Origin of the sequence: Nostoc sp. (assembly GCF_036916735.1) — a bacterium.
Classification (GTDB): domain Bacteria; phylum Cyanobacteriota; class Cyanobacteriia; order Cyanobacteriales; family Nostocaceae; genus Nostoc.
The window spans coordinates 41256-57746 of record NZ_JBALFV010000054.1 but is presented as its reverse complement, the minus strand read 5'-3'; the positions used below and the strand labels follow the sequence as shown (position 1 = coordinate 57746).

Annotated in this window: 16 protein-coding genes; 5 read left to right on the top strand and 11 right to left on the bottom strand. The window is 41.5% G+C overall.

Features of this window, described 5'->3' with window-relative positions:
* Positions 1-51: 51 nt before the first annotated feature.
* The 4 genes from V7L20_RS13820 to V7L20_RS13805 all read right to left on the bottom strand — a co-directional run bounded on the left by V7L20_RS13820 (position 52) and on the right by V7L20_RS13805 (position 2516).
* Entirely contained in the window at positions 52-297 is a 246-nt protein-coding gene (locus tag V7L20_RS13820) for a hypothetical protein (protein ID WP_334744635.1), read from the bottom strand.
* Between the two features lie 36 nt (positions 298-333).
* The gene (locus V7L20_RS13815; protein WP_334744634.1) at positions 334-579 is read right to left on the bottom strand and encodes an HNH endonuclease; all 246 of its coding nucleotides are present in this window, start codon (positions 577-579) and stop codon (positions 334-336) included.
* 249 nt (positions 580-828) lie between these two features.
* The gene (locus V7L20_RS13810; protein ID WP_334744633.1) at positions 829-1926 is read right to left on the bottom strand and encodes a Gfo/Idh/MocA family protein; all 1098 of its coding nucleotides are present in this window, start codon (positions 1924-1926) and stop codon (positions 829-831) included.
* Positions 1927-2048: 122 nt separating this feature from the next.
* A complete protein-coding gene (locus V7L20_RS13805; protein ID WP_334744632.1) occupies positions 2049-2516 on the bottom strand; it encodes a DUF4870 domain-containing protein in 468 nt (155 codons plus the stop codon).
* A gap of 334 nt (positions 2517-2850) precedes the next feature.
* Between V7L20_RS13805 and V7L20_RS13800 the strand changes: the two genes are divergently transcribed.
* Entirely contained in the window at positions 2851-4359 is a 1509-nt protein-coding gene (locus V7L20_RS13800; protein WP_334744631.1) for a BamA/TamA family outer membrane protein, read from the top strand.
* Positions 4360-4836: 477 nt separating this feature from the next.
* On the opposite strand, the gene V7L20_RS13795 is transcribed toward V7L20_RS13800, so the two are convergent.
* Together V7L20_RS13795 and psaK are read right to left on the bottom strand one after the other, a co-directional pair.
* A complete protein-coding gene (locus V7L20_RS13795; protein ID WP_334744630.1) occupies positions 4837-6033 on the bottom strand; it encodes a site-2 protease family protein in 1197 nt (398 codons plus the stop codon).
* Positions 6034-6384: 351 nt separating this feature from the next.
* Complete coding sequence (psaK, locus tag V7L20_RS13790; protein ID WP_334744629.1) at positions 6385-6639, bottom strand: photosystem I reaction center subunit PsaK; 255 nt, start codon at positions 6637-6639, stop codon at positions 6385-6387.
* Positions 6640-6750: 111 nt separating this feature from the next.
* Between psaK and V7L20_RS13785 the strand changes: the two genes are divergently transcribed.
* On the top strand, positions 6751-7383 hold the full coding sequence (locus tag V7L20_RS13785) for a phosphoribosylanthranilate isomerase (protein ID WP_334744628.1): 633 nt from the start codon (positions 6751-6753) through the stop codon (positions 7381-7383).
* 100 nt (positions 7384-7483) lie between these two features.
* On the opposite strand, the gene folE is transcribed toward V7L20_RS13785, so the two are convergent.
* The 5 genes from folE to V7L20_RS13760 all read right to left on the bottom strand — a co-directional run bounded on the left by folE (position 7484) and on the right by V7L20_RS13760 (position 12440).
* A complete protein-coding gene (gene folE / locus V7L20_RS13780) occupies positions 7484-8191 on the bottom strand; it encodes a GTP cyclohydrolase I FolE (protein ID WP_334744627.1) in 708 nt (235 codons plus the stop codon).
* Between the two features lie 133 nt (positions 8192-8324).
* Positions 8325-9050 carry an SDR family oxidoreductase gene (locus tag V7L20_RS13775; RefSeq protein ID WP_334744626.1) on the bottom strand — a complete coding sequence of 242 codons (726 nt, stop codon included), beginning with the start codon at positions 9048-9050 and terminating at the stop codon, positions 8325-8327.
* A 354-nt stretch (positions 9051-9404) separates the two neighbouring features.
* On the bottom strand, positions 9405-10385 hold the full coding sequence (locus tag V7L20_RS13770; RefSeq protein WP_334744625.1) for an acetyl-CoA carboxylase carboxyltransferase subunit alpha: 981 nt from the start codon (positions 10383-10385) through the stop codon (positions 9405-9407).
* 150 nt (positions 10386-10535) lie between these two features.
* A complete protein-coding gene (locus V7L20_RS13765; protein ID WP_334744624.1) occupies positions 10536-11555 on the bottom strand; it encodes a long-chain acyl-[acyl-carrier-protein] reductase in 1020 nt (339 codons plus the stop codon).
* 186 nt (positions 11556-11741) lie between these two features.
* Entirely contained in the window at positions 11742-12440 is a 699-nt protein-coding gene (locus V7L20_RS13760; RefSeq protein WP_334744623.1) for an aldehyde oxygenase (deformylating), read from the bottom strand.
* A 179-nt stretch (positions 12441-12619) separates the two neighbouring features.
* Here V7L20_RS13760 and V7L20_RS13755 point away from each other — a divergent pair, with 179 nt between their 5' ends.
* The 3 genes from V7L20_RS13755 to V7L20_RS13745 all read left to right on the top strand — a co-directional run bounded on the left by V7L20_RS13755 (position 12620) and on the right by V7L20_RS13745 (position 16449).
* Positions 12620-13447, top strand: a complete 828-nt coding sequence (locus V7L20_RS13755) for a carbohydrate ABC transporter permease (protein WP_334744622.1) — start codon at positions 12620-12622, stop codon at positions 13445-13447.
* Positions 13448-13880: 433 nt separating this feature from the next.
* Positions 13881-15251: a ribosome biogenesis GTPase Der gene (gene der, locus V7L20_RS13750; protein WP_334744621.1), complete on the top strand. Its 1371-nt coding sequence runs from the start codon at positions 13881-13883 to the stop codon at positions 15249-15251.
* A gap of 280 nt (positions 15252-15531) precedes the next feature.
* Positions 15532-16449 (top strand): energy-coupling factor transporter transmembrane component T family protein, encoded by a 918-nt coding sequence (locus tag V7L20_RS13745; protein ID WP_334744620.1) that lies wholly within the window; start codon positions 15532-15534, stop codon positions 16447-16449.
* The last annotated feature ends 42 nt before the right edge of the window (positions 16450-16491 follow it).

The window sequence follows — 16491 nt, the reverse complement described above, 5'->3', positions numbered from 1 at the left end:
AATATCACACACAGAGAAGGGGAAAATTTTCCCCTTTTCTTTTTAATATCCTTACTTAATCTGAGAGCGATCGCAATGGTAGGGATAAAGCCACTCACACTTGAAGAGTCCGTGAGTATGTTTCTCAAAAAAGGTTCCTGCATGGCGTCCAGGTGATATATCGATCCCAGCTTTCGTTTTAATCTCATATAGCCAGGGAAAGGCTACTACTAAAATAGCTATGATAGCGAAGAGGTAGAGAATCGTAGTTCTAATATTGAGAAATCTTAGGGAATTGCTATTGTGATTTGGAGGCATAGATAATCAGAAACTAATAGCTCATCCGATCCTAACCTAAAGCTGAAAATATCGCCGGAAGCGGGGATCAATGTTGTCTGTTTTCTGCTGGTTGCATTTAAGACACAGGGTTTGTAAATTGCTGATATCATTTTGACCCCCACGGGCAAGAGGAATGATATGGTCGATACTGAGGTTAGTTTCTACAGTAGTTTTACCGCAGCTTTGACATTGGTATTTGTCACGTTGAAAAATATAATTCTTTACTTCCGGCGGGATAGGAATGCGGGAAGTTTTGCTCATTTCTTCTTTAGTTTTGTAGGGTGTGTTATTTCTGAAGTTTAACGCATACAAGATTTAAGCCTTTTCTATCTTTATAACCGTGCTAAAGTCAATATCTGCTTCTAGATACCTATCTAAAGTGGTACTCGGTTATTACTGATACCCTACTGGAAAAAATAAATAAAAGCGAGCGATTGACCGTATTATCCTGTAAGTAAATACTGATGAATAATTTTATATATTACACCACACTCTTAACTCCCTTTTCTACTAGCTTTCAAGATAAGCTTCCAAGCTGGGTACGTCTACCCAACTTGCTTTTTGATGCGATTCATGAGATAAATCCATCAACAACTGAGAATAAATTCCTTCTGACAGCGATGGTATAATTTCCTGATTGTGGTCAATTCCTTGCACCCATTGGTCTACTACACGGATAAATGCCGAAATGCGTCCATCAGCATAATTTTTCGGAAAAATTAACCGATTCGGTATTTCTATTTCTGTTAGAGATTTACCTGGTTGGGAACCCCAAACACGAAAACCATGTATGTAATCTTTTTGATTTTCACTACCCACAATTAATGTACCATGATCGCCATATACTTCTACCCAATGAGTTCTTGGTGCATGAACTACCGCACTGATAGAAAGTTGGCAAGGTGTACCATTTGCTAATTCTAACGTTAATATACAGTTGTCATCTGTATTCACTGGTTTTGATTCCCCACTAACAGGGTCAACTCGTGTAGGAATAGCAGTAGTTAAATGGGCGTTTAATCTACGCACTGGCCCGAATAACCAGTGAATGTAATCGAAGGCGTGGGAACCCAAAGATCCCAATGCACCGCCTCCTTTCTCCTTGTCAGAATACCAATTCCAAGGGCGTGAAGTATCAGCGCGAGAAGAACCTAACCAATCAATTTTAATTAGGCGCAACTTACCCACATAATCTTCTGACAATAATTCAGCAAACAATTGCCATCCTGGTACAAAGCGAAATTCAAAATCTACAGTCGCAATAACACCTTTTGTTTTAGCTAACTGATAAAGTTCTTTAGCCTCAACTGCATTTAAAGTTATCGGTTTTTCTAGTAATAAATGTTTCCTAGCTTGCAATACAATTTTTGCCATTTCATAGTGCAAAAATGGCGGCGTAGAGATGCTAACTGCTTGCACTTCTGGTAATGCCACAATATCTGTAAGTGAGTCGGAAGCGTGGGGGATATTATGGGATTCTGCTATAGCTTTAGCTTTATTTATATCTCGGTGATAAACAGCAACTACCTCAGTCTGAGGATGTGCTTGGAATCCAGGAATGTGAACTTTTTGACCAAATCCAGTGCCTGCGATCGCAATCCCAATCATATTATTATATACTCCTCTAACTATCAAATTTAATTAATAATATCATTTCATTTATCATCTCTAAAATATTTAATTTTTTTTGAAAAATTTAAATATTAAATAACAGAGGTTTAATCATTGTTTTATCGTAAAACTCTCATTGTCAAAGGGTAACGGTAATGCTCACCATTGTAAGCTTTAATAGCGGCAAAACTTACGAGAAACGATTGTAATACCAATTTAACTGAAATTAATGATAAAATTACAATTAATAAGTTATCTAAAGTATTTTTTATTTCATTACTTGAGGCATTACTAGTTATTGCAAAACTCAAGCTAGTGAGGACTATAACTAAAGAGATAGCAATAACAAATAAGGTAGATAATGTTAAAGAAATTTGAAAATTTATAGATTCCTTACCTTGGAAATCAATCCAGGGATATTGTGATTTTTTACATTTCCAGATTATCAATGGAGCTAAAAGATTTAAAGGTAAATATAAGGGAATACCAATAAATACTAAAAACACCAATAATATCCACCCTAATAAAGCCGATAAATGACAAAAGGTCGCCCAGATACGCACTTTTTGTTTAGGTTTTTCTCTCATGGCTTTTTATTTATCAGTGGATTTAGCAGATAATTATCCATTGTAATTCTCTATAAAAAAGCTGAATAAGAGCTTAAAACCTGAATATTCCTCTGTCATAGTATTCAAGAAGAGGTTCTATTTTATAGACTATACCTTTTTCTGACAGTAGCGCAACCTCTAAACCTTTAAGGACTTTATCAAGAGCGATCGCAGAAAACAGCCTGACAGTTTATACTGAGTACTGGCGCAAGCAACCGGATTTTGGGATACCCAATAGCGAGGTTGATATAGAACTTACGCACAAGAGATCCGCTATACGTAGTAAACTTAATAACATTAACGGATTTTCAATATGCGAGTTCAAATAACTGTAGTTGCGATCGCAGTAATGTTAGTGAGTGGGAAAAATCCAGAGGCCCTTGCAGATTCGCAATCTTCTACTCAGGATGGATCTAGTGCTATTGTTACCCCAGAAGCTCCGATCCATATAGAAGAATATGCTAAATATGGTGATTATATAGGAGCGACTTCAGAAGATAACCAGACCCTTGAATTTTCTCAAAAAGTTGTCAAAGACATCCAAATTCGCTTTATTAATAGCAAAGGTGAGTTGCTTGATGATAAAGGTCAGCCAATCCAAGGACGGACTCAGACAGACTTTATCATTAGTTTGCTGAGACTCAAACCTGGTCAGATATTCCGTGAAGATTTACTTCAAGCAGACTTGCAACGATTAAGGAGATTAGAGTCATTTAATCAAGTCAATGTTGATCGAGAAGAAGATGCTTCTAGCATTAATATCATCTATAAAATCAAAGAGCGTCACTTCCCTTCTATAATCTTAGGAGGCGGAAATAACGATGATGTTGGGCTATACGGTCGAGTAGGTTACAAAGATGCAAATATTAGCGGTCTTAACGATAAATTAGATACAACTGTGCAGTTGAGCAGTGAAGATGTCCAGTTTAATGGTCAATTTACCAGTCCTTATCGTCCTGGAGAACCAAACCGCTTAGGCTATAGCATTAGAGGTTTTCGTAGTCGAAATACATCGGGAACGTTCAACGAAGATATCAGATTATCCAACGGCAACAAAGTGCGAGAGGGAAGGTTTGGCGCTTCTGTGGCACTTTTACGAGCTTTTGATGAGTGGGATACATCAGTTGCTCTTAACTATACCAGGATTAGCCTACGCGATCAAGAATATAACGTTGTACAGGTCGATAGATTAGGGAGTCCCCTATCTGTGAGTGGTACTGGCATTGATGATCTATTTACAGTATCATTTGCTGTATCCAGAGATCAACGCGATCGCAAAGACAATCCGACTCAAGGATCAATCCTTACCCTCAGCACAGAACAAGCTATTCCCATTGGATTGGGCAATATTTTCAGCAACCGCCTAAAGGGTAATTATATTCAGTATTTACCAGTCAGTTGGATAGGGAATGGTAAACGAACCGACAATCCAGAAATGTTGGCGATTAATTTACAAATTGGCACAACTATTGGAGACTTTCCACCTGCTGATGCTTTTAATATTGGTGGGCTAAATTCTGTCAGAGGTTACGGTTATGGTAAAGTTGCCAGTGGTCGCAGTTATGGTTTAGCTTCCGTGGAATATCGTTTTCCAATTTTACAGTCAATCGGAGGAGTTCTGTTTACTGACCTCGCCTCAGATTTCGGGTCTAGCGAAACCGTGCTAGGAGAACCAGGAGTGCTGCGAGACAAACCTGGAAGTGGCTTTGGTTACGGCTTAGGATTGCGATTCAAGTCATCCTTTGGTCTGATTCGAGGCGACTTAGGAATTAGCAACCAAGGAGAAGTTAGATTTGAAGTTACCACAGGTCAGCGCTTTTAATCTCCCCATTAGTTTATTGCCTTGCGTTCCTTTGCATTTAAATCTTCTCTTTCCAATCCTTTCTGAACATAAAAAACTCTACGCCACTTGCAGGATGGAGTTTTTGGGCATGGGGAATAAGGCATCTTAGCTGATAATGCCTAAGTTTTTTAATTGCGAACTTGTACTGAGCTTGTCCTGAGTTCAGCCCGAGCAAAGCCGAGTGGCGTAGTCGTAAAGCCTACGGCATAGCTACGCTTAGGGCGCAGCCTAAGAAGAGAAGGGCGTAGCCGAAGTATTGCCAATTGGTATAAGTCCTAGTAAGGTAAAAGCGATGTTTAAGACGATCTATGCCTACGCTACATTTTTATAAATAAATAAAAAAGGTAGGATTTCCTACCTTTTACCCAAAAAAAGCATTTTGTAACCAAATACCAAATTCAATATCACATACGTTTTTGACGTATCTATTGCAAACCTATGACGAGTGTATGACGTTTAATTTGTAATTGATTTCGCAATTACTCCCAGTTGCAATCCAGGCGGATAGCTACCTTCTTCCTTGATGCGCTTAATTTCAACATCCGTTATTCGCAAATTTAACTTTTCTGCCAACGCCCTGACAATATCACCCCGGTCAATTACACCAGCTACAGCACCAGCCGGAGAGAGTACGGTAATTCGAGGTAACTGCTCATTTTCCAGCTTGTTAATTACCTCAGCTATCGTTGTTGCCTCAGCAACGGTAGGTATTTCTGTCAAAGGATGCACAATGCTATGTAAGGTTTGGGTTTCCCATTCACTCCTTTGGGTTAAACGAAAATCCTCAATGGAAACTAGACCCCGATAACGTCCATCAGAAGCAGCAAAATAGACCGGTGAGGGAGTGGTTTCCAACAGGTATAAATCGGCAAAGGATCGCAAAGTCTGGTCAGCATCAATTACCCGAAAGTCACGAGTCATCGCATCAGCTGCTACGACTTTGAGTAGGCTTTCTTGCAATGTAGTCATGTTGTCATAGGTGTTAGCATTGCGGACAGCAAACCAACCTAACAGTGCAATCCACAAACCAACTACTAATTCTTTAGTCAAGAAATCTACAACAAATCCTAAAGCGATCGCACTGTAACCCAAAATTTGCCCAGCCTTTGCAGCCCAGTGTACGGCTTGAAAACGATTACCTGTTATTTGCCATAGTGCTGCTTTTAACACTTGTCCTCCATCTAGAGGTAAGCCTGGAATTAGGTTGAATAGAGCAACCACCAAGTTAATTCTTGCTAAATCTCCAACCATGACACTGAGTGGACTAGTATCAGGTATCACAATAGCTCCCAGCCGGAGCAGTAAAAATAGTCCAATACTCACTACAGGCCCAGCGATCGCTACTTGAAAAGCTTTGAAAGGAGTTTTAGATTCTTCTTCGATAGCAGCAATCCCGCCAAACAGAAATAAAGTAATTGAATTAACTTTGATACCTTGCGATCGGGCTACCAAGCTGTGACCCAACTCATGTAGCAACACTGAACCAAATAGTAACAGTGCCATAACTATTCCAGCACTCCAAGCTATAACAGGCCCCCATTCCTGATAAGCTACTCCAAAGTTGAGAGTTGCCAACCCTAAAATCACAAACCATAACGGGTCTAAAAACAGGGGAATTCCAAATAAAGACCCAATTTTCCAATTTGTTTGCATTACATTGTCCTAAAACTAGATATCGCCAGTAGTTCCTATACTGGAATATTTTCGTATATACTTATACATATATTTCTGAGCATCAATTCAATAGTGCCGAGTTAAGAAATGCTCTTATTTCTAGAATAGACAATTAATGCCTGTGAGCAAAGCTCTGAAGAGGGGAATGAGGCATTGGGAAGAGGCAGAAGGGCAGGGAGCAGGGAGCAGACGGAAAATAAGTAATTTTTATTCTTCCCCTACCTGCCCTGCCCCTGCTCATGAGTTATTTTACTGGAAAAGAACCAAAATCGTTTTTAGGAGTTTTGTATTGATCGCGGCGTTACAAGCAACGCCACGATCATCGCAAAACTACAAACGACCGATGTTAGTCAGTCCTAAAACGATGCCAATGCCGATAATATGACCAAAAGCCATCGCTGCAACGAATGTTGGAATACTGACGGGCAGGATAGGTAACTTGGGGCCAACTAAGGGTTGTTCAATCCTAGTACTTAGCAAAAGAACTACTAAGCTACTGATGCTGATGATGATAGCTACTGTAGGATTCCACGCAGGTGTTGCGGGAACAGTTGCAGCTGCTGCTAGTAAAATAGATGAAATCAAGCTTTTGCCTCCTAAAATGTAGACCTACAAAATTATAAAATTACCAAGGTACAAAAGTTTTTCGGATAGTTTAGACTTTCTTGATGATTATTTTAAATTTGTTAAATTTTCATGCGCGTTAAAATTTGCGGCATCACTCAACCACAGCAGTCTATAGCGATCGCCTCTCTAGGCGCAACGGCATTAGGATTTATTTGTGTGCCAACCTCACCTCGTTACGTGACCACATCCCAAATTCGAGCAGCAGTAGTAGAACTCCCGGCTAATATTGATACAATTGGTGTTTTTGCCAACGCTAGTATCCCCGAAATTAGTCAGATAGTTGTTGATTCTGGTTTGACTGGTGTCCAGTTACACGGGGATGAATTACCAGATTTTTGCTACCAATTACGTCAAGCTTTACCTAATGTCGAAATTATTAAAGCAGTAAGAGTTCGGAGTCTTGAGCATCTTGACACAGTGGCTAATTACACAAATTACGTAGATACTTTACTACTTGATGCCTACCATCCCGAACAACTTGGTGGTACAGGCAAAACCCTAGATTGGACAATGCTAGAGCAATTCAGCCCCAATTGCCCTTGGTTTTTAGCTGGGGGACTAACAGCAGATAATATTGTGGAAGCCCTAAGCCAGGTTAATCCTAGCGGCGTTGATTTATCTAGTGGTGTAGAACGCGCACCTGGAGATAAAGATTTAGATAAAGTAGCCAAGTTGTTTGGGAAATTGGGGAATAGGAAGTAGGGAGTAGGGTAAAATGAGCAAAGGCAAACCAAACAAAGAATTATTATTCTCTTCATCTCCTTGATCTCCCTCATCTTGCCAACTCCCCACTCCCTATTCCTTAAAAGAATGCTGGTTGATGGCGAATCAAATTAAAAAATTCTTCACGGGTTTTGTGCTCATCTTGGAACGCACCAACCATTGCGCTAGTGACAGTCCAAGAGCCTGGTTTTTGAACGCCCCGCATCACCATACACATGTGACTAGCTTCCATCACAACAGCTACCCCTTGAGGTTCCAGAATGGTTTGGATTGCTTCGGCAATTTGGCGGGTTAACCTCTCTTGTACTTGTAAGCGACGGGAATACATCTCAACAATGCGGGCCAGCTTACTCAGTCCCACAACTTTTTGGTTAGGGATATAAGCAACGTGTGCTCTACCCATAAATGGCAGCATATGGTGTTCACACAGACTAAAGAAATTAATATCTCTAACTAGTACCATCTCGCTATGCCCTTCATCAAAGATGGCATCGTTAACCAGTTCTTCAAGGGATTGGGTGTAGCCACTAGTAAGAAATCGCATTGCCTCGGCCACTCGCTTGGGTGTTTTGAGGAGTCCTTCGCGTTCGGGGTCTTCGCCAACTCCCAATATTAGTGTCCGCACGGCATCCTTCATTTCCTCAAGATGTTCCTCTTTTGGCGGGGACACATCCGCTTGTCGCCCGTTGTGGGTGTTGCGATCTGGTCTAGGAGTTATGGCTTCTGCTAAATCAGGAATCAGAGGCGATTGAGAGAAATTGGAACCGTTGGAACTAGCAGTAGTCATGATTCAGTTTTGGTTATGGTTTGAATTTAGTTATAAGTAGAGACGTGATTAATCGCGTCTGTACAGGAGTTATGAGTTTATGAGTTAAAAATTCTAATTCCTAACTCTTAACTTCTAACTCCTAACTTTGCAATTAGAGTGCGCCAGCACTGGGCATTAGGGTCAATTCATCAATAACTGCCTGTTGTGGTAACAGAACTGTATAAAGAATTGACTGAGCGACAATTTCTGGGGTTAACATTTTGGAACGGTCTAAATTGGCATTGACTGTTTCTGTATCCCAAAGTTCGGTATTGACTGCGCCAGGACAAATAGCTGTGACGCGAATGCCGTGGGTGCGTTCTTCTTGTGCCAGGGTTTGAGAAAGGGCTATCAAACCAGCTTTGCTAACGCTGTATGCTCCCCAACTGGCAAACGGCTGCTTGGCGGTAATTGAAGCGACGTTGATAATTGTGCCTGTACCCCGATCGCGCATCGAAGGCAAAATCCCCACAATGCACCCAAACACGCTGGTAAGATTTAAGTCAATTACATGCTGCCAGTCCTCTAGGGGGGTTTCGCTCAAAGTAGCTGTATAGGCTATGCCAGCATTATTTACCAAAATGTCTATATCACCAAAGTCAATGGCGATCGCTTGGATCTTTTCTTTTACTTCGGAGATCCGCGCTAAATCTACAGTGTAAACTTTCGCTTCCACCCCAGTACGCTCGACTGCTTCTCTTACCGCCTCCAATTTATCCGTAGAACGGCTGACTAAAGCGATATCTATTCCCGCTTTGGCAAAGGCTAAAGCCGTTGCTTTCCCAATTCCACTACTTGCCCCTGTAATCAGGGCGCGTCGCTTTTGCTCAACACTCATGGTGTCTCCCAATTTTTTGCCAGTTCCTAAAGCCTATTACCACCCAATTATCTACACTTCTCGGTTTGGATAGATTAAAGGAATCTAAAAATCTGATGAGTTTCATTAAACAACTGCTATGATGCAGTGCAATGATAGCTATACTGTGGGTTTTAGCGGTGAAGACAACAAATCATCGCTTGGAAAACCACGCCGTACACTCAAATTAGATTACTTGATAACACAAAAGCTACTCAATCAAATTGAGTAGATTTATTAAACATGGAAATGCCTATGGCTAGATTGTTAAAAATCTTTAAGCACATAGGCGATTATAGCATTGATGCTCTGCTAATCAATTATTATGCAGCGCTTTTAGTGGGCAACTTCTGTAAAAACGCCAATTTTGCGGAATTTTTCATAGCGCAGTTGACGACGTTCTGGAGCGGTTAAACGATTGAGTTCGTCCAAATTTTCCAACAGCACTTGCTTGAGAGTGGTAGCCGCTTTTAAAGGGTCGGAATGAGCACCACCAGTGGGTTCAGGCAATATTTGGTCGATAATTCCCAACTTTTTCAAGTCATGGGAAATAATTTTTAGAGCAACGGCGGCTTGGGGAGCTTTACCAGCATCTTTCCAGAGAATGGCGGCGCAGGCTTCAGGAGTGGCGACAGTATAAACTGAGTGTTCAAACATGAGTAGGCGATCGCCTACACCAATACCGAGTGCGCCACCAGAACCACCTTCACCAATGACTGTGCAGATAATTGGTACATCTAAGCAAAACATTTCTCGCAAGTTGTAGGCGATCGCTTCTCCTTGACCTTGGTGTTCTGCTTCTACTCCAGACCAAGCTCCTGGTGTGTCAATAAAAGTTAGTATTGGCATACTAAACTTGTTGGCGTGTTCCATTAACCGCATCGCTTTGCGATAGCCGCCAGGGTAAGGCATTCCAAAGTTACGAGCAATATTATCTTTGGTATCACGGCCTTTTTGATGACCCAACATCACCACAGGTTGTCCACACAGACGACCGATACCACCAACTAAAGCCGGATCGTCACCACCACAGCGATCGCCATGCAATTCCATCCATTCATCACTAATAGCCTGAATGTAATCGAGAGTACTAGGGCGACGCGGATGACGAGCGACTTGCAAGCGCTGGGACGGGGATAGACTACTGAAAATTTCCTCACGCAGTTGCATGGCGCGTGCTTCTAGTTGACGAATTTGACCAGAAACATCGACGCCATTTTCTTCTGCAAGTTGCCGAATTTGATCGATTCGGGTTGCTAGTTCTGCTAGGGGCTTTTCAAAATCTAACAGTAGCGGTTTACGCTCGGTAGTTGCCATCGTAGGGGTTATAAGTTACAAGTTATAGGTTTTTCAGAGTGAGGAGTTAGGAGTGATGATTGAGGAGTTAGGTATTAGAAGGAGTGTACTGATAAAAGTGCTTAACTCTTAAACTTTTAACTCCTAACTTTTAACTCCTAACTCTTACAGTTAAACCAACAGTGGTCTAAATCCATGTTTCACTGATACCCGACCAATCTGCTCCATTTTGTCTACGGTAATCTGATTCCGTCCCCATGAAAAGTTCGTGTATAACTTCTCAAATTCCAGCAGCATTGATTCGGCAAAACAAGCAAACAACTGGCGGGCTGGCACGTCCATATTGACTATTTTCATAATTTTCCAGTCAATATCTAGGGAATGCTCTACAATTCCACCATTTAACACATGTACACCAGGATGCTGAATTTTTGTTGCTAAGTTTTTAGGATAGCCACCATCAATCAACAAACAGGGTTGTTTCAAAGTGGTAGGCTCAATTTCCACGCCTTTGGGCATACTAGCAACCCAAACTACAACATCAGCTAAGGGCAGTGCTTCTGTCAAACCCATGATTTTTCCCCGCCCCAGTTCGCCTTGCAATTCTTTAAGACGTTCTTGATCGCGCGCGATCAACAGAAGTTCTTGAACATCTGTTTTCGCATCTAGCCAACGTGTAACTGCACTACCAATATCCCCAGTTGCTCCACATATAGCAATAGTCGCTTTTGATAGATCTATTCCCAATTGTTTTGAGGCTTCTTCCACCTGCTTACAAATAATGTAAGCAGTATGTGTATTTCCTGTAGTGAACCGTTCAAACTCTAGTTTAATATTGCGGACTTGGCTAAACTGGTCTAACTTAAAGTTTTCAAAAATAATTGAGGAAAATCCGCCTAAAGCTGTGATATTAATGCCATGTTTCTGTGCATGGGCCATGGCGTTAAGGATTTTGCGGGTTGCGGCTTTGATCCGACGGCTAGCTAGCATCTCCGGCAAAAAGCAAGATTCTACATACCGTCCTTCAATTTGTTGCCCAGTTACACTGGTAACAATAATGGTATCGACAATTTGCGGTGGGGCGCTGCACCAAAAGTCCAGCCCTTGATCGGCATATTCTGGGTATCCCAATTCTTGAGCTACCGCTTGAGCGTGTTCTAAACTAGTCAGATGTCCAATTAGACCAAACATGTAGTGATTATTAGGCTTATGCTGTCTTGAGGCGTGGAATAATAAGTTGTTTAGCAGTTCTGAGTTTTAAGTCCTGAGTTCTGAAGCTCTGATAAATTTGAAATACTCAGCACTCAGCACTCTTGTACAGACGCGATTAATCGCTCTTGTACAGACGCGATTAATCGCGTCTCTACTCAGCACTTTTTAAATGGCGGTGAGTCCGTAGGCTGACAAGCGCATAATATCGCGAGTCGTGAAACCTATGTTACTTAATGCTTCACCGTATTGAATCATAAAGTCTTCTACCAAAGCATCTTTTTCCATTGCCATTGTGTGGGCATCACCCTCTACTTGGTTAAGCATTTTCCAGACGATGGGTAGGTTATGGCGATTTGCTTGTTCTAGTTCAGCTTTGGATTCTGTGAAGTGTTCTTTCAACCAGACTTCTCCAAAATTGAGGTGGCTGTATTCATCTTTCACTACTCCCTCTGTAATTTTGCGTGCAAAAGCGTCGGCAACGGGGATGTAAATGTTATATGCTGCGATCGCAAAACATTCAATAATTAAAGACTGAATCAACAAGCAAGTAACAATCTTTCCTTCTGCGGCGGCTGTTTGAAAATTTTGGTGTAGTCCAGAGAAAAATTTCTTGGCAAATTCCAAATCTGGGGTTACTTGTAAATTGCGCCCACAAGCTTCAAATCCTTTTTTATGACGACTTTCCATCTTAGATAGGCGAATTAATTCATCATGAGATTCTGGGAGGAGTTGGGCTAATGTGATGTAATTTTCATGGGCTTCTTGTTCCCCTTCTATGACGATCGCATTAATCCGGCTATAAGCATCTTTGTATTTTTCGCTCTTGAAATCTAAATCTTTAAATTGGTCTGTAAACTGCTGCATGGTATGTTTACTCCTGTAAAGGAAAGATTATTTGACACCAGGATTCAATTTACCCCATGAACTCAGGGTAATAATCACTGTGGTTTAATTTAACTTAACAAGTAACTATGTTTATAGATTAACTGTTGCTGGGGGAGATGCTCTAGTACTAGCGAAACAAATGCTTTGCACCTGAAGTTATGTTCAAATCAAACCCAAATCTGAAATCTGGCGATTTTTTGAGCCTAGTAGTGTTACTGCTAGGGGCATTTATCGTTCTACTACCTCTGTTTGTGGTCTTTCTCACCTCCTTTGCACCAACGGCCACCACTTTGCAAAATTTGTCCAAAAATAGCTGGTCTTTAGTTAATTACCGAGTTGCATGGCAACAAGGAAAATTTTTACTGGCGTTTGCTAATTCTACCTTGGTAGCGATCGCTGTGACGGCGTTTCAGATTGTCACTTCCGCTTTAGCTGGTTACGCCCTAGCACGGCTGAAGTTTCGGGGACGCCAAGCACTGCTTTTGGTAGTTTTAGCAACTTTAGTGATTCCCTTTCAGTTATTGGTGATTCCCATCTTTTTGGTTTTAAAGTGGGGGTATCTGATAAATACATACTGGGCACTGATTTTACCCACTGCTGTCAACGGGTTTGGAATTTTCTTGTTACGTCAGTATTTTCAGACAATTCCGGTAGAGTTAGAGGAAGCCGCAGCCATAGATGGGGCGAACCGACTGCAAATTTTGTGGCGGGTGATGTTACCTTTAGCCCGTCCGGCCTTGATAACGCTGTTTTTGTTCACCTTTATCGGTGAATGGAATGATTTATTTAAGCCTTTGGTATTTACGACACGACCAGAGTTAAGGACGGTGCAATTGGCGTTAGCTGAGTTTCAGGAGCAATTTACAAATAATTGGCCGTTGATGATGGCGGCGGTGACAATAGCGACTGTTCCAGTGATGGTACTATTTCTCATCGGTCAGCGTCAGTTTATTCAAGGTATTGCTGCGACGGGGATTAAAAATTAGTATCGCTAACTTCGCAATCACCTTGATACAAGCGATCGCCCTTTTGAAATATTCTCAATCCTATCTACAGTTACTGCAATATCATTTGGTAGTCTGCTAACAGTGCATCTACTAATAACTTCAAAGGTGCATTTTGAGTGACAACTGTGTAATCTTGAATCTCGTTCACTTTAAATACACTTAATCCAGCGTACTTTTAGGATAACATTTTTTCTGATGCCAAGGCAAAGACATCTGCGTGGGTATTTTCCCCGTTGAAGCAAGTGGTGTCAAAATGTTTGTTGCAAGGGCACGAAGCAGAGCGCCAAAAAAGCAGTTTTGCCCGAAGTATAGCGATCGCTTCAAAATGATTGGGAAATTATTAAAACTTCAAGTTTAAAACGAGTAAAATGTAAGTATGTGATATACTACGTCTCTCTCTTACCCTGGTTTTATGGCACTGCCAATTGTTGCAATTATCGGACGCCCAAATGTGGGCAAATCCACCCTGGTTAATCGACTCGCCGGGGAACAAACGGCGATTGTCCATGATGAACCAGGAGTGACACGCGATCGCACTTACATGCCAGCTTTCTGGAATGGTCGGGAATTTTTGGTGGTAGACACTGGTGGTTTAGTTTTTAATGATGATACCGAATTTTTACCACTGATTCGCCAACAGGCAATGACAGCCCTAAGAGAAGCGTGTGGCGCTATTTTTGTCGTAGATGGTCAAATAGGTCCCACATCGGCAGACTTAGAAATCGCCGAATGGATGCGCCAACAACCTGTACCTGTACTACTAGCTGTAAATAAATGTGAATCTCCAGAACAAGGCTTAATGCAAGCTGCTGAGTTTTGGGAATTGGGATTGGGCGAACCTTACCCCATCTCCGCGATTCATGGAAGTGGCACAGGAGAACTACTCGACGAGTTAGTTAATCACATACCTGCTGTTGAAGACATCCCAGAAACTAATGAAATCAAAGTAGCAATTGTAGGACGCCCGAATGTGGGTAAATCGAGCTTACTCAATGCTTTTGTTGGGCAAGAGAGGGCAATTGTCAGCCCAATTTCCGGTACTACCCGTGATGCTATTGATACCGTCATTGAAAGAGAGGGACAAACCTATCGTTTGATTGACACCGCAGGCATTCGCAAAAAGAAACACATAGAATACGGCACAGAGTTCTTTAGTATTAACCGTGCTTTCAAAGCGATTCGCCGCGCTGACGTGGTTTTATTAATAATAGATGCCGTAGATGGAGTAACTGAGCAAGACCAAAAATTAGCTGGACGGATTATCGAAGAAGGTCGAGCTTGCATCATCGTTGTTAATAAGTGGGATGCTGTCGAAAAAGACTCTTATACAATCTACGACTATGAAAAAACTCTGCAATCACGGTTACATTTTACCGAATGGGCAGAAACAATTTTTGTAAGTGCCTTGTCAGGACAACGGGTAGAGAAAATTCTAGAGTTGGTGAAAACGGCGGCTGAATCGCACAAACGCCGTGTCAGCACATCAGTGATTAACGAAGTCTTAACAGATGCCGTAAGTTGGCATTCACCGCCAGCATCTCGTGGTGGGCGGCAGGGTAAGATTTATTATGGTACACAAGTAAGTAGCCAACCACCAACGATCGCTCTATTTGTCAATGATTCCAAACGCTTCAACGACAACTACCGCCGCTACATCGAACGCCAATTCCGGCAACAGCTAGGATTTAAAGGCACGCCCATTATTTTACTATGGCGGAGCAAAAAAGTCCGTGATGCCGAAAGTGGTAATGTTAATAGAGCAACTCGCGTCAAAATAAGTTAGGAGTAGAGACGCAATTAATCGCGTCTGTACAGGAGTTATGAGTTAAAGCCAAAATTGCTAATTATAGAACCCTATGGACTTGAGTTTGATAGCGGCATAAAGTCAGAGAGTTATAAGTTAAAGTCAAAACTCCTAAATAGCAATTGTTTGTGAAACTACACAAAATTAGATTTAGTGAGACAAGTGGCTTGAGCAACTGATTCTATGTAACCTCACAGTTAATCGGTATAACTCCTAACTCTTAACTCCTCATTCCTCACTTCTCACTCCTCACTCTAAAATGGATTTATTGCGATCGCTGCCACTTGGACTTTATTTAGAACAACCCCAAACTTGGTTGCATAAAATCGATCCGCGAGTCAAGTTTGCCTGGTTGATGAGCTTTTTAACAAGCTATATTTTAGCTAACAACTTTTGGCGTGTACTGCTGGTGGTACTATTAATTCTAGCCACCTTGATTGCTAGGATTCCCCGCCGAGTATGGCAGCAGCAAATGGGTTGGCTATTAATGCTATCATTTTTTGTCTTAGCGATCGGAGCCATCAGTCCTGATGGAATGGGTGTAGATTATCAGCCCCGCCTCCCAGCCAATGAACAAATATTAACCCAGCAAGTAAACTCCACTAATATTGTTCAAGAGCCAACAGGTAATCAAAAATATAGCTATGTGCTATTTCACAAAGGTCCAGTCAAAGTAACTCGCTATTCCTTAGATTTGGCTGTACGTCTGAGTACAATTATATTTACCGTAATTTATAGCACCAACCTGTATCTGCTAACAACCGCACCAGAAGAAATTACATCTGGCATAGAAAGCCTAATGCAACCCCTGCGACGCTTCAAGTGGCCTGTCACCGAAATTGCTTTAACTTTAACCTTGTCCTTGCGCTTTATTCCCTTGGTTTTAGAAGAAGTGCAAAACTTATTTCGCTCCGTGATGACAAGGGCAATTAATTGGAAAAAGCTGGGATTGAAAGGAGGATTCAAAGTTTGGATAACAGTCGCACAGAGACTGTTAGAAAATCTGCTCTTACGAGCCGATCAAATGGCGAATGCAATGATAGTGCGAGGTTTTACCAGTCCCAACGAGCATCGAGTGCAGTGGCACGACTTAAAATTTAAAAAGCTAGACTGGCTTGCTATTGCGACTTTAATTTTATTTTGGGGAATACGGTTAGCGATAGGAACTCAAGTCTGATTTTGCACCAAGAAAGTGGTAATAGGTAATAGGTAATTGCAT

Bases quoted from the DNA above. Each gene is read 5' to 3' on its own strand.
- V7L20_RS13820 (WP_334744635.1), bottom strand. From the start codon at position 297: ATGCCTCCAAATCACAATAGCAATTCCCTAAGATTTCTCAATATTAGA.
- V7L20_RS13785 (WP_334744628.1), top strand. From the start codon at position 6,751: ATGCGCGTTAAAATTTGCGGCATCACTCAACCACAGCAGTCTATAGCG.
- der (WP_334744621.1), top strand. From the start codon at position 13,881: ATGGCACTGCCAATTGTTGCAATTATCGGACGCCCAAATGTGGGCAAA.
- V7L20_RS13795 (WP_334744630.1), bottom strand. From the start codon at position 6,033: ATGCAAACAAATTGGAAAATTGGGTCTTTATTTGGAATTCCCCTGTTT.
- V7L20_RS13760 (WP_334744623.1), bottom strand. From the start codon at position 12,440: ATGCAGCAGTTTACAGACCAATTTAAAGATTTAGATTTCAAGAGCGAA.
- V7L20_RS13775 (WP_334744626.1), bottom strand. From the start codon at position 9,050: ATGAGTGTTGAGCAAAAGCGACGCGCCCTGATTACAGGGGCAAGTAGT.
- V7L20_RS13800 (WP_334744631.1), top strand. From the start codon at position 2,851: ATGCGAGTTCAAATAACTGTAGTTGCGATCGCAGTAATGTTAGTGAGT.
- folE (WP_334744627.1), bottom strand. From the start codon at position 8,191: ATGACTACTGCTAGTTCCAACGGTTCCAATTTCTCTCAATCGCCTCTG.
- V7L20_RS13755 (WP_334744622.1), top strand. From the start codon at position 12,620: ATGTTCAAATCAAACCCAAATCTGAAATCTGGCGATTTTTTGAGCCTA.
- V7L20_RS13805 (WP_334744632.1), bottom strand. From the start codon at position 2,516: ATGAGAGAAAAACCTAAACAAAAAGTGCGTATCTGGGCGACCTTTTGT.
- V7L20_RS13815 (WP_334744634.1), bottom strand. From the start codon at position 579: ATGAGCAAAACTTCCCGCATTCCTATCCCGCCGGAAGTAAAGAATTAT.
- V7L20_RS13770 (WP_334744625.1), bottom strand. From the start codon at position 10,385: ATGGCAACTACCGAGCGTAAACCGCTACTGTTAGATTTTGAAAAGCCC.
- V7L20_RS13745 (WP_334744620.1), top strand. From the start codon at position 15,532: ATGGATTTATTGCGATCGCTGCCACTTGGACTTTATTTAGAACAACCC.
- V7L20_RS13765 (WP_334744624.1), bottom strand. From the start codon at position 11,555: ATGTTTGGTCTAATTGGACATCTGACTAGTTTAGAACACGCTCAAGCG.
- V7L20_RS13810 (WP_334744633.1), bottom strand. From the start codon at position 1,926: ATGATTGGGATTGCGATCGCAGGCACTGGATTTGGTCAAAAAGTTCAC.